A 19,856-nucleotide genomic window follows, 5' to 3' on the forward strand; every position below is an offset into this window, starting at 1 on the left:
GATATGCACCGGACATCGAACCAGACGCTCGCGATCGGCTCCGCGCTTTCCGTTCCTAACGTCCCTGGCACTCGGAGTAGAACACGCCGTTCGCGGCCGTCAGCCGCTCCAGGCAATGCCGCTTGTCGGTAACCGGGCCATCGATCGCGAAATCATAGGCCAGCCCCTTCAGCACCAGGGCGTACCGTCCAGCGGGCAAGGCCTGGTCCGGATCGCGCGCCTCGATTTCATACATCTGAGGATCCTCCTTGAGCGGAGCGGTCCGATAGGGAATCGAGATATTGCGGATCACCCACACATCCTCGCTCGGCGCCGTAACCGGCTTGCCGCTTGGATCGAACGTCGTTGCCTGCTTCACGCGTGCGATGACACGCACCTCGGCCGTGTCGGCAGCGCCTCCGGTTTCTCTCCGAAACACGATAAACTTCGGATGGCCGTCGGACAGCACCGTTTGGCTTGGCTTGGTGATCGCGGCCGAAATCGCAACGCGCGGATCTGGCGCGCGTCCCTGCAGCGCGTCGAGCTCCTGCAATTTGCCTCCGCTCTCGGCATAGACGCCGTAAGCCGTCGGCAATGCTCTCTTCGGCTGGACAGCGATCGTGGGCGGCGGCGGTATGGGTTGAGCGACGGCCACCGGCTTCGGTGCCTGAGATGCTGGTGACGAGAACAGATGGGAAAATGTGGCGCGCATGGTCGAGAGCGCGATGCCATGCCGCTGCACGACGATGATGCCGATGATCACCGCAAAGAACACCAGCACCGCGCAATAGCGCAGCCCGGTCGAGAACCAACTTGGCCGAGTCCACCGCAACAGGGGCAAGTCAATATTGCGCCCTGCCGCCGGCGGATCGAACAGGTCGCCGGGCGGCTGGTATGCGATCCGGGAGGACGCCTGCGTGTCGTGCTGTGGTGGCGGCGACAGCAAGCCTGAGGTCGAAGGCACTGAAAACCTGTGGACGATCTCGCTCTTCGAATGGGATTCGACGCCTGCGATCGCGACTTCGAGCGCCTTCATCAGGCGCGCCTTCTCGACCGGGTCTTCATGCGCGAGCTGCGCCAGCTTCTGGCGGGCCAGTTCGTAGACGGCGCCGCGAAGCTGCTCCGGATCCGAGGTTATCGAGTCGATCGTCCGCGCCAGGACCAGCGCAAATTCGACCTCCGGGTGCGCCTCGGCGATCTCCTTGACGGATTTTTGAAGTTGCCCGCCTTCCACCCTTTCAATGCGTTCCCCCATCCTCTCATTCTACGCACAATCGCAATGTGAGACAAACCGCATGCGATAATCGGTGATCTCCCCGTTTCAGATGTCGGGGAATGACGGAATCGGCAACCAAACCGATTTGCATGGTGAGTGTGGCGGCCCAGCGCGTGCGCTCGTTGAGAACCGGATCGCACGGAAAAGCCGGCAACTTCGGACCGAACGGCCACAGTTCACAAATGTTAATCTTCCGGCGCTTCCGCAGTATTGCTACGCTAATCCGCTTCGGATAGATGCATCAAAATTCATCGATCTATCGCGAATTTGTGCAAGTGATGATCTTGAGTTGGGCAACCAACTTTGCGGAATCGGCCTAGATTGTGAAAGTTGTTGCTGCGGAGCAGGTCATGAAAAGCAAGAGCTCTTTCCCGGTCGATCTGTCCGCTCGGCGTGAAGATCACGTGCGACAGGCCAACGAAAGAATCGCCAAATCGATCGCCTTGCTGATCGACGAGAACGACAAGCTGCGCCGGATGGCAGTCCTCCTCGCGTCCCAGAATGAGGCCTTGCAGCGGTCGATGCCGCAACTGAAGTCCCGCGAGGCGCACTGAAGCGCGATGAGATTGGATTAAATCGTCATCGCGCTTGATTTGATCTTTCTCGGAAAACCGCTTCACACTTTTCCGGATCATGCCGCAGATGCGGCTCGGGTGAGTTCATCATCTCAACTGAGACGCGAAGGCCGGATCCAGCTCGGCGACCGCGCGGGCGAGGAAAGCCTGTCCATTCGGTGAAGCCGCGCGGTAGAGATCGACGAGCACGGCACGATTTTGGGAATGTTGCAACAATTGCGCTGCGACATCCGTCTTCAACAGCTGATTTAGTTCAGGATCGGAGACGCTGCGAAGATTTAATCCTGCACGCAGCCGCTCGATCGTCAGATCACTGGCGGCCGGCGATGTGTAGTAGACCATCTTGAGGTTGTCGGCTTGCTTGGGGTCGTCGGGATCGGCGCGACCAAGCAGCGAGGCACGGCTCAGCCACAGTCGGGGTTGCAGCGGACGCCGTTCGAGCGAGCGGGCAATCAACCGCTGGGCGTACGCGATGCGCAGAAGGTTTTGTGCATTCTCGGCGCCGGGCGGCGCGGACGTCCGATCGGTCGCGGCCAGAGCCGCGGACGCGGCCGAGACGGTGCGATCAACCTCGATTGAGGGATCAAGCACAGCTGACATGGCAAACAGCGCGGATCCATAGCTGGGCAACGGCAAAACAGACTGTGCGGCGAGAGCCAGCCAAATATGGATGATCGCAGCCACCGACAGCACGACCAGGGCGATGCAGGACACCGCGCGCAGCATGATCATGCGCAGGTCGCGCACGACAACATTGGCCGATCTTCCGGCGACATTCGGCAACGCTATCTCACTCCCGTGAAATGGAAGTCGAGACGATAATCCTCGATTGCCAGAACCGTGAGGCACCCCGTCGCATAGGCGCCGGTATCGATGTTCACACGATGGTTCCTGATTTCCGGCTCTCGCACCGGTGTGTGGCCATGGACGACGACTTTGCCAAAATCCTCGTCGCTGCTGAGAAACGGCTCCCGGATCCACATCAGGTCTTCTTCACTTTGCTGATCCAGCGGGATGCCGGGCTTGGCGCCGGCATGCGCGAAGAAAAAATCGCCGCAGCTGTAGGACGGAACGAGTGCCCGCAGAAACGCGATGTGCGACTGCGGCAAGGCGGCAAGAAAGGCCTGCCTGACCGAGACCGGATCGGTCGCGGCCTGGTGAGGAGAAGTTTCAACGCCGTAGGACATCAGGGTCGCCGCACCACCAAGCTGCAGCCACTCCGGCAACCGCGACGGGTCCGCCAGAAGATCCATCAGCAGCGCCTCGTGATTGCCCTTGATGAAGACGGTTTCATGAACCTGTCCCCGGCCGATCAGCAGATCCAGCGTTCGCCGCGTATTCGGACCACGGTCGACATAGTCCCCCAGGAACACCTGGATAACGCGCCCAGGCTTCGTCCGCGCCAGATCCTCGTCGATCAATCCAAACGCGGTGGTCAGCAGATCGGAGCATCCGTGGATGTCGCCGACGGCGTACAGCCTGACACCCTTGGGTAAGCGTGCCCGCCGATCCAGGCGGGACAGCAACGCCTTCAGCATGGACGCTGTCCTCGTCAAGCGAGCAAGCCGTCAATCCACGCGCGGCGTGCGTATCGCGTCAGCGATACCATCCCGTATACGCGCCCCAATAGCCGACGCCGCCGTAAGGCCCGTAGGCGCCGTACAGGGGAGCGCAAGAGTATTTGTCGGAGCATCCCCAGTGCCGGCGCGGGGTGTAGCGAGGCGCGACCGCCTCGACCGTCTCCGCGACTCGGGCTTCCCGACGAGGCAACGAGGCATCAGCCGCGCGAGCGTATCCGGGGATGGCAAAGACGCTGCCAAGCAGGAGCAGCGCAATCAATCGCGGGCTTGAAACAGGCATAAATCCCCTCGCCACAGGCGGCAAACCAGACAATTCACGTTATTAACACGCCCAATGGCCCAAATCTATTGTCAAAGGGCCACACCGTTGCGGGAAGGCTATTTTCCAGCGCGCGCGGCGACGCGTTTGCTCTCGGCCTTTATGCTCTTGGCCTTTGGCGCCTTGCGCGCGGCGGCTTGCGTATTCGCCTTCCTCGGGGCCGATGGACTGCGACGTTCGTTGGAGACCGGTGGCGAAAACCCCGGCCAGTATCCCCGCGCCGGCGATGGGTCGGGGGGTTCGTCTCCCAGCAGGCTGCGCATGCGCGGCACACAGACCCGCGCTGCGTCGTAATGCTCGACCACGTGCTGGCGCGCGGCCTCCCGTATGCCCTGGAATCTGGCGGGGCCTTGCAGCACCTCGACGACCCGTTCCACCAGTTCATCGATCGCGAAGAACGGTACGAGGAGCCCGTTGTGGTCGGGGCGGATCACTTCCTGGACCGGCGTCGTTTCGGAGCCGATCACCAGACAACCGGCGCTCATGGCCTCCAGCATCGACCACGACAGCACGAACGGATAGGTCAGGTAGACATGTGCGGACGAGACCTGGAGAGCATCCAGGAATGTTCGATGCGGCACCCGGCCCAGAAAGTGGACGCGCCTCAGATCAAGCCGGCTCGCGACTTCCTTGAGGAAAACCGACTTCCAGCTGGTGTTCGGCGGCGGCGCAAGACCGTACGACAGCCCGTCATTGCCGATGATGACGACCTGCGCGTTCGGCCTCCGGGCCAGGATTTCCGGAAGCGCCCGCATGAAGACGTGGTAGCCGCGCAACGGCTCCAGATTGCGCGCGACGAAGGTGATGACTTCATCGGCACGGGTGAGCAGACGGCCATTGGGCAATTGCAGACGCGCCTGCGGATCGGGCCGCACCAGATCGGTGTCGACGCCCTCATGGACGATTTCGATCTTGCTCTGATAATGCGTCGGAAAGGTCGAGTGCTGCCAGCGGGTCGGCGAAATGCCGAGATCGCAATCGGCCAGCGCCAGCAGCGTCGTCGCGTTCTTGAGCTGAAGACCGATGTGGCCATCGAGACCAGGCTCCGGGAACTCGGGATCGAAGCCGAGATCGCGCCCCTCCGCGCCGTAAAAGAACTCGCAATAGACGATCAGCTTGGCACGCGGAAACATCATGCGCAGCGGCAGCGTCTCGCCCCAACCGGGATGGGCGAGAATGACGTCCGGCTTGAAGCCGGATGCGGCCAGGCTGGAGAGGCTGTAGAGCACCTGCTCTGCCCGCCGGCATTCCAGATCGAAGCGTCGTGCGAACGGATGGGTGCCCGAAACATCGGCATTCGCAAGCGCATATTTCAGCAGTCTGACCGACGGCATCGGCTGGGCCGAGCCGGCGCCGATCGCAACCATCTCGACACCGGGCTCGCGGGCCAGTGCGCTCGCCAGATTGCGGTATTGGGCCGGAAAATTATTATGAACAAACAACAGTTTCATTGCGCAATCATATCGTGAGATGGTGCAGTTCGTCGCTGTTCCGCACCTGTGCTCAAATCGCCTCTTCCGGATTTTTTCTCTGCCCGACCTTCACTATAACAAACATTTCTCACGGCAAAAGTTACAGCCTGTGCTAAGTCGGTTGATGGTAAAGCCGATTAACATTTTGCGACCAGACCCAGCCACCGGCTGGGAGCCAATCGATCGTTGGGGACACGGATGAATAGCCGTACGGGACCGGACCAGCAGAAGACAGTGCAACTGGACCGAGGCCTGTTTTTTGTCAATTACGTCAGCGCCGAGGACATCTCCGCGCCGCCGCGGGTCGTCGTCAACCCGGAACCCGGCGATGAGCGGCGGATCGAGCTGGTGCTGCATCCGGATGCCGACGAGGCGGTGCTTTGGCAGCCGAATTCCCGCCTGGTGGTTCGTGTGGAGGCCCCGGCGACGCTTCAGGTGCAGGTGCTCCCGATGCGCCCGGGCGGATCCCGGGCAGCTAACGTTCGGATCGAGCCGATCCAGCACGGCACCCCTCCGTCGCTCGGAAGATCCGCGGCGGCCTATGCCCCATCGCCGCAATTTTCTTCGTCGCCCCAGTTTGCTTCGTCGCCGCAATTTGCTTCGTCGCCCCAGGGCCAGGCTGCTTCCGCATCCAGCTTCGGGTTCAGGGTCCTGGGCCATGTCGCGGGGATCGGCGACGTGTTTGTCGGCCCCAACGACTGGATCGCCGGGCCAGCGACCCCTTCGCGGATCGAAGGCATCGCCCTGGAATGGCCGGATCGGCCGGCCGGTCTCGATATTCGCTATGGCGTCCAGTTCGCCAACGCCCAGGCTGGCAGCGGGAAGATGGTCCCCTTGGGGACGTTCGCAGGTACGCGCGGTCGGGCGCTGCCAATTACCAACGTGGTCCTGGAAATGACCGGACGTGACGACCTCGAGTTCGTTGCCGAAGCTGTTTTCCTGAATGCCCCGACGCTGCGGGCGGTCGGTCGCCGTGTCGTGCTGTCCGGTCCGAGCGGGCGCGAGCCGCTTGTCGGGCTGCGCATCGATACCGAGAGCAAAACGATCGAGGAACCGGCCCGCACGCTGGAGCCGGTCAAGGCGGTCAAACAGCCGGCGACGTCGGGCCGGGTCAGGGTTTTCCGCAGCCGCGCGCGGCAGGACGCCACCTGACAGGCGACGCCAATGGGCGTTGCCAGCAGCTAAAAAATCGGCTCAGTGTCCGGCGTCACCTCAACCGCGATGAGATTGGGTTGAATCATCATTGCGCTTTAGCTCTTTGTTTGAGCATGATCTCCGCGCAAACGCCTTCGGCGTTTGTCGCGAGGGAAAGCCGCTTCACACTTTTCCGGATCATGCTCTAGCCTGATCGTGCGACGCGTCAGGAATTGGGGTTCGCATGTTCGACACGGCGATGCTGGTCAGGCAGCCGCATCATCTGGCACTGGAGCGTCTCGCTGCAAGGTCTCTTGTGGCGGACGATTTTGTCGCTGCGCACGCCTATGCCGATCGCCGCTGCCGCATCGAACCGCCGGCGCAAGCTCACTGTTTCGTGCTGCGGGCCGAAGCGGCGTGGCGCCTTGGCCGTCGGGACGCCGCCCTGGCGGATCTCACCCGGGCGATCGGCATTGCCCCACACGATATCGGTGCGTTGCGACGAATAGTGGCCTGGGGCGAGCCCGACGATCGGCGCGCTGCAGCCAAAGCGTTGCTTGCCCACGATCGTCATCCGGCCACATTGCGAACGGCCATTGCCGCCCTTCGGGAGACGGGAGAGCAAGCCTGGGCGGCCTTCGCGGTGTTCGACGGATATGTCAGCGGTTGGGTGGCGTGGGCCGGAGGTGCGCGCATCGAGGCGCGTCTCGCGAGCGATGACGGCACCCTGACCAGCTTCCTGGGGCCGAACGCCCTTCATCCTTTGGCGGGTGACGACGTTCAGGCTACCACCTTTCGCATCCGCCGCCCCCTGTCCTCCGCCCCACAACAATTGACGCTGGAGCGCGACGGCGAGACCGTCCTCGCAGTTCGAATGAAGCCGAACACGATCTCGCCCCTGGACCGAAGACCGCGGTCGTCAGAGTCTTCGGTCGCGGCGCAGCTGCCGACGGTGATTGTACCCGTTTACGGCGACCATGATGCGACCCGCGCGTGCCTCGAAAGCCTCATCAAGGCATCGGCCTCAACCATGCCAGGCGGGGTTCAGTCGCAGCCCTTCAACGTCCTGGTCATTGACGACGCGAGCCCGGAGCCGGAGTTGCGGCATTACGTCCGCGAGCTCGCCTTGGACGGACAGATCGAACTTCTGGTCAATCCCGTCAATCTGGGCTTCGTGGGCGCCGTCAACCGGGCGCTCGAACATGTCGACGAAGGCGATGTTGTCCTGCTCAATGCGGATACGGTGGTGCCTCCCGGCTTCGTTGAGCGCCTCGCCGCTATTGCGCATTCCGCCCCCGACATCGGGACCGTGACCCCGTTGTCGAACAATGGCGAGTTCTTCTCCTTCCCGTCGCCGAACAGCGTCAATCCGCTTCCGGCCTACGACGAGATCATCGCCCTCGACCGCGCGGCGGCCCGAACCAACGACGGCGTGATCATCGAGATGCCGAGCGGAATTGGCTTCTGCCTCTTCATCAAGCGCGAATGTCTCGACCGTCTCGGCGGCCTCTCGGAAAGCTTCGCGCGCGGCTATCTCGAGGACGTGGATCTGTGTCTGCGCGCGCGCGCACATGGCTTCCGCAATGTCTGCGCTTCCTCGGTCTATGTCGGCCACCATGGCTCGCGCTCGTTCCGGACGGAGAAGCGGTCGCTTGTGCTCCGCAATCTCGGTGTGCTCGAACATCGCTTTCCAGCCTATCGGAACGAGTGCCGCGCCTTTGAGGCGCGCGATCCGCTGCGTCCGGCGCGCGCGGCAATCGAGCAAGCGTTGCCGCGCGCCGAGAAACCGCAGGTCTTGATTACGGCTGGCCGTGGAGTTTCGCTCGCCTTGGCAAAGGCGCGAGCTGCCCAGCTCGAGCAAGTCGGACGGCGTGCCATATTTCTGCTGCCGGAAGGTAACCATCTTCGGCTCGTCGCCGCCGATGGTGAAGCGCCGCAGTCGATCCTGCTGAGCTTTGATACGGCGGAGAGTAACATCAAGGCCGCGCTTGAGCTCGCCCGGCTGAACATCACCCATCTGGAGCAGATCGATGTCGAGCTGTCGCCGACCCTGATCGACCTTGCCCGGAATCTGGACATCAAGGTCGACTGCTGGATCTCCACCGAAAGCTCCCTGGAGCACGCGGATATCGTGGACCGCCTGCTCGCGCCGAGCGAAGCCGCCCGCAGCTTTGCGCTGGCTCGAAGGCCGGAGCTGCAGATCGAACTTCGCCCCTGGACGATCGCCCCGATCGATCTGCCACCTCCCGCTGCCGACGCACCTCGGTCGTTGGCCATCGTACCGGCTGCGGCCTCCGTGGCGAGCTGGCAAGCCATTCGCGCGCTTGCTCTCAAGTTCAACAATGCCGGTCTTGAAGTCCCCATCGTGGTGGCTGGCGAGACTGTGGACGATGGCAAGCTGATGTCGTTTCCTGGTGTATTTGTGACAGGAGCCGTGACGACCGACGAGACGATCGAGGCGTTGACGCTTCACAATCCAGGCTGGATCGTTACGGATTTTGAAAAGCCGCTGTTTGGCCACCCGGTCGTGGAGTCGGTGCGACAGATGGCGCGACCGGTTGCCTATCGCGACTGGACCAACGGGCTCGTCCCACCGCGCGACGGCGACCTCGCCATAGCGAGCGAAGCGGACGCTGACGCATTCTCTGCCGCTATTGCACAATGGATCGGGGCATGACCGTGGCGCGCAATAAACGGCTCAGATTCAAGCCACGTTCACAAGCCGACGATGCCCCCGCCAGTAGCGATCTTGCTCTCGCGGCCGACGGCACGATTACCGGCTTCGCACGCGATCCTGCGGAGCCTGAACGGCGTTTCACGGTGGAGATATTGCTGGACGGGCTGGTCGTCGCAACTCGCCACGCGGACGCGTTCGTGCCCAGGCTTGCAGAGGATGGCCGAGGTGACGGTTGTTATGGCTTTGTCCTCGATCTCCCTGCGGCGGCGCTGTCAGCTGCGCATCTGTTAGAAGCTCGCCTCGCCAATTTGGGGACGCCGGTCGGCCGTCCAATCGATCTGTCGGCGACAGACAGACTGCTCGCCGACAATCGCCCGACCGCGCATCTGCGCTGGCTTGGCGGCCTTCGCTTCAGTGGCTGGCTCGACACGACGGCCGAGGTCGGCCTCGAAGCCTCCGTCGATGGAGATACCGTCATCCAGTTTCGTGCGGGCGTCTGGACCCGGATCGAGGCCGATGGCGAGCAAGCTGAACGCAGCGTTCGTGCGTTCGACTTCCACCTCCCTGAGCGCTTTGCGGACGGCCGCCCCCATCGCGTGACGCTACGCCGGGATACCGGTGAATCTCTCCCGGCTGCCACGGACTTCGTTGCCTTCCCTGACGGACTGGCAGCGACGATCGCGAGCTTCGGCGAGGCTGAGTCTGAACGATTGCGCGGTGAGCTCTATGATCGGCTCATCCCATCGTCGCTTCCGTTCGCCGACTATGCAGCCTGGCGAGAGCGTTTTCCGTTGCCCGAGGTACCGCCGGGTCAACATCGGTTGGCCGTCATCGTGATTGGCCACGAAGGCGCCGGCCGTACCCTGGCATCGCTTGAAGCGCAGAGCCATCAAGAGTGGTCGGCCGCCGTCATTGAATGCGATCCGTTTACGATCGATGGGGATGCGGTCGAGGAATTCCTGAGGGAGGCGACTGACGCCGACAGCGTCCTGGTTGCGATGGCCGGCACCGCGCTGTCACCCGACGCGCTGGCGCGGATCGGTGCAGCGTTCGAGGAGCATTCGGACGCAATTGCGCTTTATGGCGATCTCGATCTCCTGACAGCCGACGGTGAGCTTTGGCCGCTGGCATTCCCCGCGTTCGACTATGAACGAATGCTCGAGCAAGGCTATTGCGCGCACCTGTTCGCCCTGCGCCGGCGCACGGCAGAGGCTGCACTGAGAAGACGTCCGGAGAATCTCTACCGTCTCTTCAACGCCGTTTTCGACGAGACTGGCCCCCACGGCGCGAATGTGCTTCACCTCCCCGGGGCTCTCGCGACGCTGCATGGACTTGACCTGGAGGTTGCCACGACCGAGCTCGCCGCCGCCACGCGGTCGCACCTTCATGCGCGGTATGTCGCATCCGACGTCGTGCCGGGAGCCGGCGACATGTTTCCGGCGGTTCATGTTCAACGAATACCGCGTCGCGCGCAGATCACCATCGTCATTCCGACCCGCGATCGCCTGCCCTTGCTGCGGACCTGCCTCGATAGCATCGCGCCTGCCGTCGAGCGCAGCGACGCGCAGATCCTCGTCGTCGATAACGACAGCTCTGATCCCGACACGCTGAGCTATCTCTCCGACATTGCCGAGCAAGGCATCGCGACGCTGCGGGTCGAAGGCCCCTTCAACTTTGCGCGGCTCAACAATCGCGCCGCGGCAATGCTGGAGACGGATATCCTTTGCCTTCTGAACAACGACATCGAAGCGACGGATGATCGCTGGCTCGAGGAGATGCTGACCAGGCTGGCCGAGCCCGACGTCGGCGCAGTCGGCGCACTCCTGACCTGGCCGAGCGGCGTGGTGCAGCATGGTGGCGTGGTGTTGGGCATGAATTTCATGGCAATGCACGCTTTCAGGGATCGATTGGCCGAAGATTCCGGTTATCTCGATCTGCTTCATGTCGCTCACGAATGTAACGCTGTGACGGCCGCGTGCCTTTTGACGCGACGAGCGGACTATCTGAGCGTGGGCGGGATGGACGAAACGAGCTTCGCGGTCGCGTTCAATGACGTTGATTATTGCCTGAAGTTGCGCGAAGCCGGCAAACGCATCGTGTTTACGCCGCACGCGCGGCTCATCCATGGAGAGAGGGTGAGCCGCGGAGACGATGCCCGTGCTGACCGAAGAGGCAATTTCGAGCGAGAGCTCGACCGCTTCCGTGCGCGCTGGAGAGACGCTCTGGTCAACGACCCCAGCTACAATCCGCAATTGTCGCGCGACGGCTTGCCGTATGGCGCACTGGCGTGGCCGCCCGGAGACCGCTCCGCCAGATTCAATCAACGCCCGCGGGCGAGGCACTTGCCGCCGGGCTTCTGAAGGGGCGACCTTCCTCGGCCGCGCTTCTTCTGGTGGCAGAGGCTCAGCGGCCTGCCGCGACTGGGAGACTTGCGACGAACTCGTCGAGTTCATGGACGAGCAACATCTCGCCAGGCGGGAGTCGTGATGCCGAAGTCAGTTCTAAAACGCGACAGTCTAGACGCAAGTTGCCCGGGCAGATCCCGCCGTGGTCGGAAAATCAGCGGTCGCGACCCGATAGGCACGCAGAAGTCACCGACCGCTTCTACCTATTTGTTGATCGCGATAATTGAATGCTTCAGAATACCGGCGAGGCCACAATGGAGGTTCGAGCTATGTTGAAGCTGTCGGCAATTTGGACGACGCTGGGACTTCTGCTGTTCGCCGCTTCGCCCAGCCACGGCACGCCCTACCGTATCAACGGGATTTCTTGTCCCGGGCCTGATCCTTATTATGCCTACTACGGCTGCCCCGGATTGTACGCTGGATATCATGGGCCGCTCCCGGATCGGCCTCACAGCTATTGGCTTCATCGACGCCATCGTTGGACGGTCTATACCTGGTGACCCGCGGCCTGCCTCCACTCAGCGCGACCTAGCTCACCTCATCGATAAAAATCAGCAGCAAAGCACCCCAAAAAAAGCGGCGCCCATTTGGTGGGCGCCGCTTAATTCTTCAACGAGGTAGCGATCAAGCAACCGAGGCGGACGCCACGGCAGCTCCAATCGCATGCGCGCGCTCAGCGAGCATGACCCTGATGCTCACCGGCACCTGCCGATGGGATTTTGCCCGCGGATAAGGCAGCTCGGAAACGTTCTTTCCTTCGGGATAGAGCGCCTGATGCTCGGCCCAATTGTCGAAGTGCAGACGATCGACGTTGTCGACGAACGTCTCCGCCGGCATGTTGTCAGCCAGCACCAGCGAATGATCTTCCACTTCGACGTGATAGTAAGTGAAGGTGGAAGGCATATCGGTGTGACGGACGATGGAGGTGCCGTTGACGAGCGCGCCGGCCTGGATCAGCACGCCGCCGACGAGAAGGGCGTGATCCGGCGAGACGAAGAGATCTCGTGACGGGACGTTTTCAGCAATCGCGCCCGCCTTGACGCAGATGGGCAACACCCGCAGCTTGTCCGCAAACACGAGCGAGATCGTCTGGATACCCAGCCAGTCGACGACAGCGACGCGTCCGTCGTGAGTCAAGACCTGATGACCGGGCTTCAGCGTCTGGACGGCGACCTCGCCGTCCGGAGTCCGGATCATCGTTCCCGGCAGGAAGCAAAGCGAGGTGGTGCTGGTCGTGTCGACGTGATTCAACTGGCCGTTGGTACCATTGGTGTTCCCGCCGTAGGACTTATCAGTCAGGAAAAAATAGTTTCCATTCTTGTCCTCAATAATGAGGCCGCTGATTTTGTTTTGGCCACTACCGACGTCAGCAGTGCCGACAAACTCGTACTTGCCAGTGCTTCCCAGATTTCCCGAATCGATGCTAGAGACCTTGAGCTTGTCACCGGAACTGAGCGTGCCTCCGTCGGAATCCTTAAGCTCCACTCCGTTCGCAACGGGATTGACGCCCGACGAAGCCGGGTTCGCGTCGACCAGAGTGTAGTTCCCATTGGTATCGAGGCTGAGCGAGTAGGCGTAATTGAACGTTTCAGTTGTGTTGGCCATGAACCCCTCACACAATATGTTAACAAAGTGTTATCAATGTTTAGTTCCATAGCTTCTTTCACGGAACCACAGCAATCCTGTCAATTGCCATTGGGACAATTTGCGATATATTTGAAACAATTTGAATAAATCTGGCATCATTTTCGGTGTTAAAATACCACCACATCAACTCTGGCTCGGATCCTGCTGCTTGGCAGTGGATGCTGGCTCCCATTTTTCGTTTTGTCGGGCCTGCAAGGCTACGAGGCAACGATGAGGTTCATTTTTGGCTGGGGCAGCACGCTGCGCTGAGCTTGGCGCATCATGGCGCGACACATCTTGCAGTTGAGCCGCAGCTCATAGATGGCCGCGTCATTGACGGCATTGCCGTTCGTTTGATGCTCGCCGGAACAACCAAAATCGAAAATCAAAACTTGAACAATGTGATTGCCGCTAGAACCATATCCATCATCGAACTCGATAAGGTTGCACAGCTCATCTACGGAACTCCGGGCATATCCGAAATCACGTTGTGGTTGCCGCGCTCGAAGCTGGCGCGTGTTTTGAGCTCGGGGCCTGCCGTGCATGGGCGTAGTTTCGCCGGAACGCCGGCAGCCAATATCGTGGCTGGGGCACTTCAAACACTCATCCAGGAAGTGCAGCGAAATGGCGCAGCCGCTCTTGACGCCGTCGCCAACGGACTTGCGCAACTGGTCGGCGACATGATCGTCAGCGCAGAATGGTTCGCAGGTTCCGAAACCGACGGAGGGCTTCAGTCGCTGGAGACAATTCGCTCCTACATCGACACGAATCTACGTACGAACGACCTGACGGCGGCCAAATTGGCGAGCGTCTTCGGTCTATCGCGAAGCTCTCTCTACAGGCTGTTTGCTCCCTTGGGAGGTGTTGCCGCCTACATCCGGGCGCGGCGGCTGGAAGTCGCCCGCAGAGAGATCAAGGATCCCAGTGTCCGGAATCACCGGATCGCCCCCGTCGCTTACGGTGTGGGCTTCGGCAGCATCTCGACGTTCAATCGGGCCTACGCTCAAACCTATCGGGAGACCCCGCGCGAATCCCGCGCCCCCGCTCCCGGCATCCCGAAATATGCAACCAGTCCTGAGCACAAGCTCGGGCCTCTCACCGAGTGGCTGCTGGCGCTTGAGTAGTCGCGTCAAGACGCGCCTGACAACAAATCAGGCCAGCAGCGGCTTGACCGCATCAAGCTCGCGGGCCAGCGCGTCCTGCCAGGCGGGTGTCGCGATGCCAAAGTCTGCCTTCAAGCGCGAAAGGTCGAGTCGCGAATTGCCTGGACGAACCGCCTTGGTCGGAAAATCGGCCGTCGCGATCGGAACGACCGTTTCGACGGCCAACGCAAGACCGCGTGATCTCAACCCGTCGACGATCGCACTGGCAAAGCCGTGCCAGCTCGTCTCACCGGCGCAGACCAGATTGACCACCCCGCCCTTGCGCGCAAAGAGATCGTTCAGGTTCGCGAGGTTCGGCACGACGATGCCGGTGATCGCGGCCGCGATTGCTCGCGCCGTCGTCGGGGCGCCGATCTGGTCGGCAACGATGCGCAGCTCTTTGCGCTCACCGGCCAGACGCGCGATGGTGCGCAGGAAGTTGGCGCCCGTGGCGGCGTAGACCCATGACGTGCGCGCAATGAGATGTGGCCCTTTCGCTGCCGCAATCGCGACATCTCCGGCAAGCTTGCTCGCACCATAGACCGAGAGCGGCCCTGTCGGACTGTCCTCGCGCCAGGGCTTGTCGCCCGAGCCGTTGAAAACGTAATCGGTCGAGAAATGGACCAGCGGCACGCGGCGGCTGGCGGCCCATTGCGCGATGGCCTCCGGCGCCTTGGCATTGATGAGAAAGGCGAGCTCACGCTCGTCCTCGGCGCGGTCGACGGCGGTGTAGGCGGCCGGGTTGATGATGAGATCCGGCTTGAAGTCATCGAGCCGGCCGGCGAGCGCGTCGGGCTTGGAAAGATCGAATTCAGCGACTGACGGCGCGATGATCGTGCCGTGGCCCGCCAACAACGGCCGGAGCGCGCCGCCAACCTGCCCGTCGGTTCCCGTCAACAATATCCGCATCAGATTTGCCCATAGATCGGAAGGTTCTTGGCGTCAGCCAGGAGTGGCGCGTCCGCATCCTTGGCGGACAATTGCGGCTTGTCGACACCCCACTTGATCCCGATCGCGGGATCGTCCCAGCGGATCGAGAGTTCGTCCTTAGGGCTGTAGAAATCATCGCATTTGTAGAAGAAGTCGGCGCTCTCCGAGAGCACCACGAAGCCGTGGGCGAAGCCGCGCGGCACCCACAGCTGCCGGCGGTTCTCCTCGGTCAGCTCGACCGCGACATGCTTGCCGAAATTCGGGCTGCCGACGCGGACATCGACCGCAACATCGAGCACACGTCCCCGCAATGCGGTGACGAGTTTGCCCTGTGTGACCGGATTTTGCAGATGCAGGCCCCGCAGCACGCCAAAACTCGAGCGGGACATGTTATCCTGCACGAAGGGACGCGCGATGCCGTGCTCGGCGTAGCGGGGGAACTGGTAGGTTTCGAGGAAGAAACCACGCTGGTCACCGAACATTTTCGGTTCGATGATGAGGACTTCAGGAAGCTCGGTCTTGATGACGTTCATTTGACGATGCTCGGAATTTTTGCCGGGCTGCAATGTTAACTCTGCATCCATAACAAACTTGTGCAGCGCACACCATATGTTATGTTTTTTGATAGTAAATCGTGAGGGGCCATGAAGGGCATTATTCTTGCTGGCGGGACAGGCTCGCGCCTTTACCCGGTGACGACGGTTGTTTCCAAGCAGCTCCTGCCCGTCTTCGACAAGCCGATGATCTACTATCCGCTGTCGACGCTGATGCTGGGCGGAATCCGCGATATTCTGGTCATTTCGACGCCGCAGGACAAGCCGCTGTTCCAGCGCCTGCTGGGCGACGGGGCCGAGATCGGCCTGCGCTTCTCCTACGCGACGCAGGAAACCCCGCGCGGCCTTGCCGACGCCTTCATCGTCGGGCGCGACTTCATCGGGCAGGACTCGGTCGCGCTTGTGTTAGGTGATAACATTTTCTACGGCCATGGCCTGCCGAGCATGCTGTCCGCCGCCTCGGTGCGCAGGAAAGGCGCCACCGTGTTCGGCTACGTCGTGAACACGCCGGAGCAATATGGTGTGGTGGAACTCGACGGCACTGGCCGCGCGATCTCGATCGAGGAGAAGCCGAAGCAGCCGAAATCCAACGTCGCGGTCACCGGCCTCTATTTCTACGACAACGACGTGGTCGAGATCGCGGCCGGCATCAAGCCGTCGGCGCGCGGCGAGATCGAGATCACCGACGTCAACAAGGCCTACATGGAGCGCGGCGATCTCTATGTCGAGGTGCTCGGCCGCGGCTTTGCATGGCTCGACACCGGCACGCATTCCTCGCTGGTCGAGGCCAGCCATTTCGTGCAGATCCTGGAGCAGCGCCAGGGGCTGCGCATCGCCTGCCCCGAGGAAATCGCGCTGCGCCAGGGCTATATTTCGCTGGACGCCTTCGCCAGGGTGGCGGAGAAGACCGCCAAGAGCAGCTATGGCGAATATCTGATGTCGGTCTATCGTTCGTTCAAGAAATAATCGCGCGGCTTGCGGAGACAACAGATCATGCGCTTCAAGGGCTCGACCATCTTCGTGACCGGCGGCGCCGGCTTCATCGGCTCCGCCGTGGTGCGCCATCTGCTGCGCGACACCCATGCCCGCGTCGTCAATATCGACAAGCTGACCTACGCGGCCAACCTCGCCTCGCTGCCCGGCGCGACCGAGAACCTCAACTACACCTTCGAGAAGCAGTGCATCTGCGAAGCGCAGACCCTGCACCGGCTGTTCGAGAAATATCAGCCCGACGCCGTGATGAATCTCGCCGCCGAGAGCCATGTCGACCGTTCGATCGACGGCCCCGGCGAGTTCATCCAGACCAACATCGTCGGCACCTTCACCATCCTGCAGGAGGCACTCCGCCACTGGCGCACGCTCTCACCCGAGAAGCGCAACCAGTTCCGCTTCCTGCACATCTCGACCGACGAGGTGTTCGGCTCACTCGGCGAGGCGGGGCTGTTCACGGAGACCACGGCCTATGCGCCGAACTCGCCCTATTCGGCCAGCAAGGCGTCATCGGACCATCTGGTCCGCGCCTGGCGCGAGACCTATGAGTTGCCGACGCTGGTGACCAACTGCTCCAACAATTACGGCCCCTATCACTTCCCGGAAAAGCTGATCCCGCACATGATCATCAAGGGGCTCGCCGGCGAGCCGCTGCCCGTCTATGGCGACGGCCAGAACATCCGCGACTGGCTCTATGTCGAGGACCACGCCAAGGCGCTGACCCTGGTGCTGGAACGCGGGCAGATCGGCGAGACCTACAATGTCGGCGGCCGCAACGAGCGCACCAATCTTCACGTGGTGGAGAGCATCTGCGACCTCCTGGACGGGATCGCGCCGAGCGCCGCCGGCCCACGCCGCAAGTTGATCTCCTTCGTCACCGACCGCCCCGGCCACGACCGCCGCTACGCCATCGACGCGACAAAACTCGAAAACGACCTCGGCTGGCGCGCCGAGGAGAATTTTGAGACCGGCATCGAAAAGACTGTGCGCTGGTATGTCGACCAGCAGCCCTGGTGGAACGCGATCCTGGAGCGCGGCTACACGGCGAGCCGCGTCGGGCTGAGCAAATGAAAGGCCGCGTCGCGACGGCTTTCAGGCGTTGCTGCGGCGACGACTCAAAAAAATGCGAAAACAACCCCATGCAAAGTAGAAATGGCGCAGGCGGGCGGCGGGCTTGGGCCACCTGAAGCCTCCATGACATGGCTATGAACCGATCAACAAACGGGATCTGAGGCAGTATGCGCATTGCGATGATTGGGGCCGGCTATGTCGGCCTGGTGTCCGGAGCCTGTTTTGCCGATTTCGGCCATGACGTGACCTGCATCGACAAGGATGCGGACAAGATCACAGCGCTCAAGCAGTGCAAGATACCGATCTACGAGCCGGACCTCGATCAGCTCGTGAAGACCGGCATGAACGCGGGCCGGCTGAAATTCGCGACCGACCTGTCTGACGTCGCCGACGCCGACGCCGTGTTCATCGCGGTCGGCACGCCCTCCCGCCGCGGCGACGGCCACGCGGATCTGAGCTACGTGCATGCCGCGGCCAAAGAGATCGCCTCGCATCTGAACGGCTTCACCGTCATCGTGACAAAATCGACGGTGCCGGTCGGCACCGGCGACGAGGTCGAGCGCATCGTGCGCGAGACCAATCCGGCGGCCGACGTCGCCGTTGCGTCCAATCCGGAATTCCTGCGCGAGGGCGCGGCGATCCGCGACTTCCAGCATCCGGACCGCATCGTCGTCGGTACCGACGACGAGCGCGCCAAAAAGGTGATGGGCGACATCTATCGCCCGCTCTATCTCAACCAGGCGCCGATCCTCTACACCAGCCGGCGCACTGCTGAGCTGATCAAATACGCCGCCAACGCGTTCCTGGCGACCAAGATCACCTTCATCAACGAGATGGCCGATCTCGCCGAGCAGGTCGGCGCCAATGTGCAGGAGATCGCGCGCGGCATCGGCCTCGACAACCGCATCGGCACAAAATTCCTGCACGCCGGCGCCGGCTATGGCGGCTCCTGCTTCCCGAAGGACACCCGCGCGCTGTCAAAAACCGCGCTTGATTACGGCGTGCAGCTGCGCATCGTCGAGGCGACGCTGACCGCCAACGACAACCGCAAGCGCGCGATGTCGCGCAAGGTCGCCAATGCGCTCGGCGGCGACATCAGGGGCAAGACCATCGCCGTGCTCGGCCTCACCTTCAAGCCCGACACCGACGACATGCGCGAGGCCCCCTCGATCCCGCTGATCTCCGGCCTGCTCGACTTCGGCGCCAAGGTGAAGGCCCACGACCCCGTCGGCATGGAACAGGCGAAGAAGGAGATTTCCGGCATCGAATATTGCGACGACCCCTACACCTGCGCCCGCGGCGCGGACGCACTGGTGATCGTCACGGAATGGCGGCAATTCCGTGCACTGGATCTGGAACGGATCAAGGCGACGATGGCCGGGTCGGTGATCGTGGACTTGCGGAATATCTATCGGCCGGAGGATGTGCGGGCGCTGGGGTTCAAATACGAGAGTATCGGACGCCAATGAGCGTGCTCTTTCCTGACGCAATCTAATACGGGAGGCGACAATGCTACCAAGGATGTCAGGAGAGGAAACGGACCTTTTCTTATCATTCGTAAAAAACAGCAGCGATTACGTCGAATTTGGAACAGGCGGAAGCACTGTCGCTGCGTCAAAGTATGTAAAGAACTCGATACGCTCGATCGACTCTTCTCAGGAGTGGCTCGATAAGGTTGCCTCGGCGTGCACATCCAGCCAGGCAAAGCCCGAACTGATGTTTATCGACATTGGTCCAATCGGCGACTGGGGATTTCCCACGGATAGCTCCACAAGATCTCGCTGGTCGAACTATCATTCGACGATCTGGGACGTGCCCCATAGCGCCGAGGCTGATTTATATCTCGTTGACGGCCGTTTCAGGGTCGCTTGCTTCGCCCAGATTGTCCTGCATTGCAATCCAACCGCGATTATTGGCATCCACGACTTCAGTTCACGCCCCGACTATCACTGCGTCCGAGAAATAGGTCGGGAAATTGCAACAGCCGGCGACCTATCGTTCTTCCTTCCGCTTCCGAAAAAAGAGACTGCAGAGGCAATTCTTCAGTCGCATTGCACAAATTCATTTTGACGGATTGAGGACGTCGGAGAGGCCACGTTGCTCCACCATTGTTCCTCGTTTCTCGA

Annotated in this window: 16 protein-coding genes; 9 read left to right on the forward strand and 7 right to left on the reverse strand. The window is 61.7% G+C overall.

The annotated features are described in order from the left end of the window. Positions 1-55: 55 nt before the first annotated feature. Positions 56-1,234, reverse strand: coding sequence for a hypothetical protein (locus JQ604_RS00865; protein ID WP_249157896.1), 1,179 nt, complete (start codon positions 1,232-1,234; stop codon positions 56-58). A gap of 371 nt (positions 1,235-1,605) precedes the next feature. On the opposite strand from JQ604_RS00865, the gene JQ604_RS00870 reads away from it, so the two are divergent. Further along, complete coding sequence (locus JQ604_RS00870; protein ID WP_212352075.1) at positions 1,606-1,809, forward strand: hypothetical protein; 204 nt, start codon at positions 1,606-1,608, stop codon at positions 1,807-1,809. A gap of 108 nt (positions 1,810-1,917) precedes the next feature. Here the strand turns inward: JQ604_RS00870 and JQ604_RS00875 are convergent, their stop codons facing one another. From JQ604_RS00875 to JQ604_RS00885, 3 genes are all read right to left on the reverse strand, one after another. Continuing rightward, the gene (locus tag JQ604_RS00875; protein ID WP_212352077.1) at positions 1,918-2,613 is read right to left on the reverse strand and encodes a hypothetical protein; all 696 of its coding nucleotides are present in this window, start codon (positions 2,611-2,613) and stop codon (positions 1,918-1,920) included. 2 nt (positions 2,614-2,615) lie between these two features. Further along, the gene (locus JQ604_RS00880; RefSeq protein ID WP_212352079.1) at positions 2,616-3,368 is read right to left on the reverse strand and encodes a metallophosphoesterase family protein; all 753 of its coding nucleotides are present in this window, start codon (positions 3,366-3,368) and stop codon (positions 2,616-2,618) included. Positions 3,369-3,788: 420 nt separating this feature from the next. Further along, on the reverse strand, positions 3,789-5,180 hold the full coding sequence (locus JQ604_RS00885; protein ID WP_212352081.1) for a glycosyltransferase family 4 protein: 1,392 nt from the start codon (positions 5,178-5,180) through the stop codon (positions 3,789-3,791). A 219-nt stretch (positions 5,181-5,399) separates the two neighbouring features. Here JQ604_RS00885 and JQ604_RS00890 point away from each other — a divergent pair, with 219 nt between their 5' ends. The 3 genes from JQ604_RS00890 (at position 5,400) to JQ604_RS00900 (ending at position 11,372) form a co-directional block, all read left to right on the forward strand. Further along, a complete protein-coding gene (locus JQ604_RS00890; RefSeq protein ID WP_212352083.1) occupies positions 5,400-6,353 on the forward strand; it encodes a hypothetical protein in 954 nt (317 codons plus the stop codon). A gap of 226 nt (positions 6,354-6,579) precedes the next feature. Beyond that, positions 6,580-9,012: a glycosyltransferase family 2 protein gene (locus tag JQ604_RS00895; RefSeq protein WP_212352085.1), complete on the forward strand. Its 2,433-nt coding sequence runs from the start codon at positions 6,580-6,582 to the stop codon at positions 9,010-9,012. Next, positions 9,009-11,372 carry a glycosyltransferase family 2 protein gene (locus JQ604_RS00900; protein WP_212352088.1) on the forward strand — a complete coding sequence of 788 codons (2,364 nt, stop codon included), beginning with the start codon at positions 9,009-9,011 and terminating at the stop codon, positions 11,370-11,372. Before JQ604_RS00895 ends, JQ604_RS00900 begins: the two co-directional genes overlap by 4 nt. A 669-nt stretch (positions 11,373-12,041) precedes the next feature. Here the strand turns inward: JQ604_RS00900 and JQ604_RS00905 are convergent. After that, positions 12,042-13,022, reverse strand: a complete 981-nt coding sequence (locus tag JQ604_RS00905; RefSeq protein WP_212352090.1) for a Hint domain-containing protein — start codon at positions 13,020-13,022, stop codon at positions 12,042-12,044. 146 nt (positions 13,023-13,168) lie between these two features. Here JQ604_RS00905 and JQ604_RS41970 point away from each other — a divergent pair, with 146 nt between their 5' ends. After that, positions 13,169-14,167 (forward strand): helix-turn-helix domain-containing protein, encoded by a 999-nt coding sequence (locus tag JQ604_RS41970; RefSeq protein WP_212352092.1) that lies wholly within the window; start codon positions 13,169-13,171, stop codon positions 14,165-14,167. 27 nt (positions 14,168-14,194) lie between these two features. Here the strand turns inward: JQ604_RS41970 and rfbD are convergent, their stop codons facing one another. Next, the gene (gene rfbD / locus JQ604_RS00915) at positions 14,195-15,094 is read right to left on the reverse strand and encodes a dTDP-4-dehydrorhamnose reductase (protein WP_212352094.1); all 900 of its coding nucleotides are present in this window, start codon (positions 15,092-15,094) and stop codon (positions 14,195-14,197) included. Further along, a complete protein-coding gene (gene rfbC / locus JQ604_RS00920; protein WP_212352096.1) occupies positions 15,094-15,648 on the reverse strand; it encodes a dTDP-4-dehydrorhamnose 3,5-epimerase in 555 nt (184 codons plus the stop codon). Before rfbC ends, rfbD begins: the two co-directional genes overlap by 1 nt. Positions 15,649-15,759: 111 nt before the next feature. Here rfbC and rfbA point away from each other — a divergent pair, with 111 nt between their 5' ends. The 4 genes from rfbA to JQ604_RS00940 all read left to right on the forward strand — a co-directional run bounded on the left by rfbA (position 15,760) and on the right by JQ604_RS00940 (position 19,800). Next, positions 15,760-16,635: a glucose-1-phosphate thymidylyltransferase RfbA gene (gene rfbA / locus JQ604_RS00925; RefSeq protein WP_212352098.1), complete on the forward strand. Its 876-nt coding sequence runs from the start codon at positions 15,760-15,762 to the stop codon at positions 16,633-16,635. A 27-nt stretch (positions 16,636-16,662) separates the two neighbouring features. After that, positions 16,663-17,730: a dTDP-glucose 4,6-dehydratase gene (rfbB, locus tag JQ604_RS00930; RefSeq protein ID WP_212352100.1), complete on the forward strand. Its 1,068-nt coding sequence runs from the start codon at positions 16,663-16,665 to the stop codon at positions 17,728-17,730. Positions 17,731-17,897: 167 nt separating this feature from the next. Next, positions 17,898-19,199, forward strand: a complete 1,302-nt coding sequence (locus JQ604_RS00935) for a UDP-glucose dehydrogenase family protein (protein WP_212352102.1) — start codon at positions 17,898-17,900, stop codon at positions 19,197-19,199. A gap of 40 nt (positions 19,200-19,239) precedes the next feature. After that, entirely contained in the window at positions 19,240-19,800 is a 561-nt protein-coding gene (locus tag JQ604_RS00940; RefSeq protein WP_249157897.1) for a hypothetical protein, read from the forward strand. Positions 19,801-19,856: the final 56 nt, after the last annotated feature.

Origin of the sequence: Bradyrhizobium jicamae (assembly GCF_018130695.1) — a bacterium.
Classification (GTDB): domain Bacteria; phylum Pseudomonadota; class Alphaproteobacteria; order Rhizobiales; family Xanthobacteraceae; genus Bradyrhizobium; species Bradyrhizobium jicamae_B.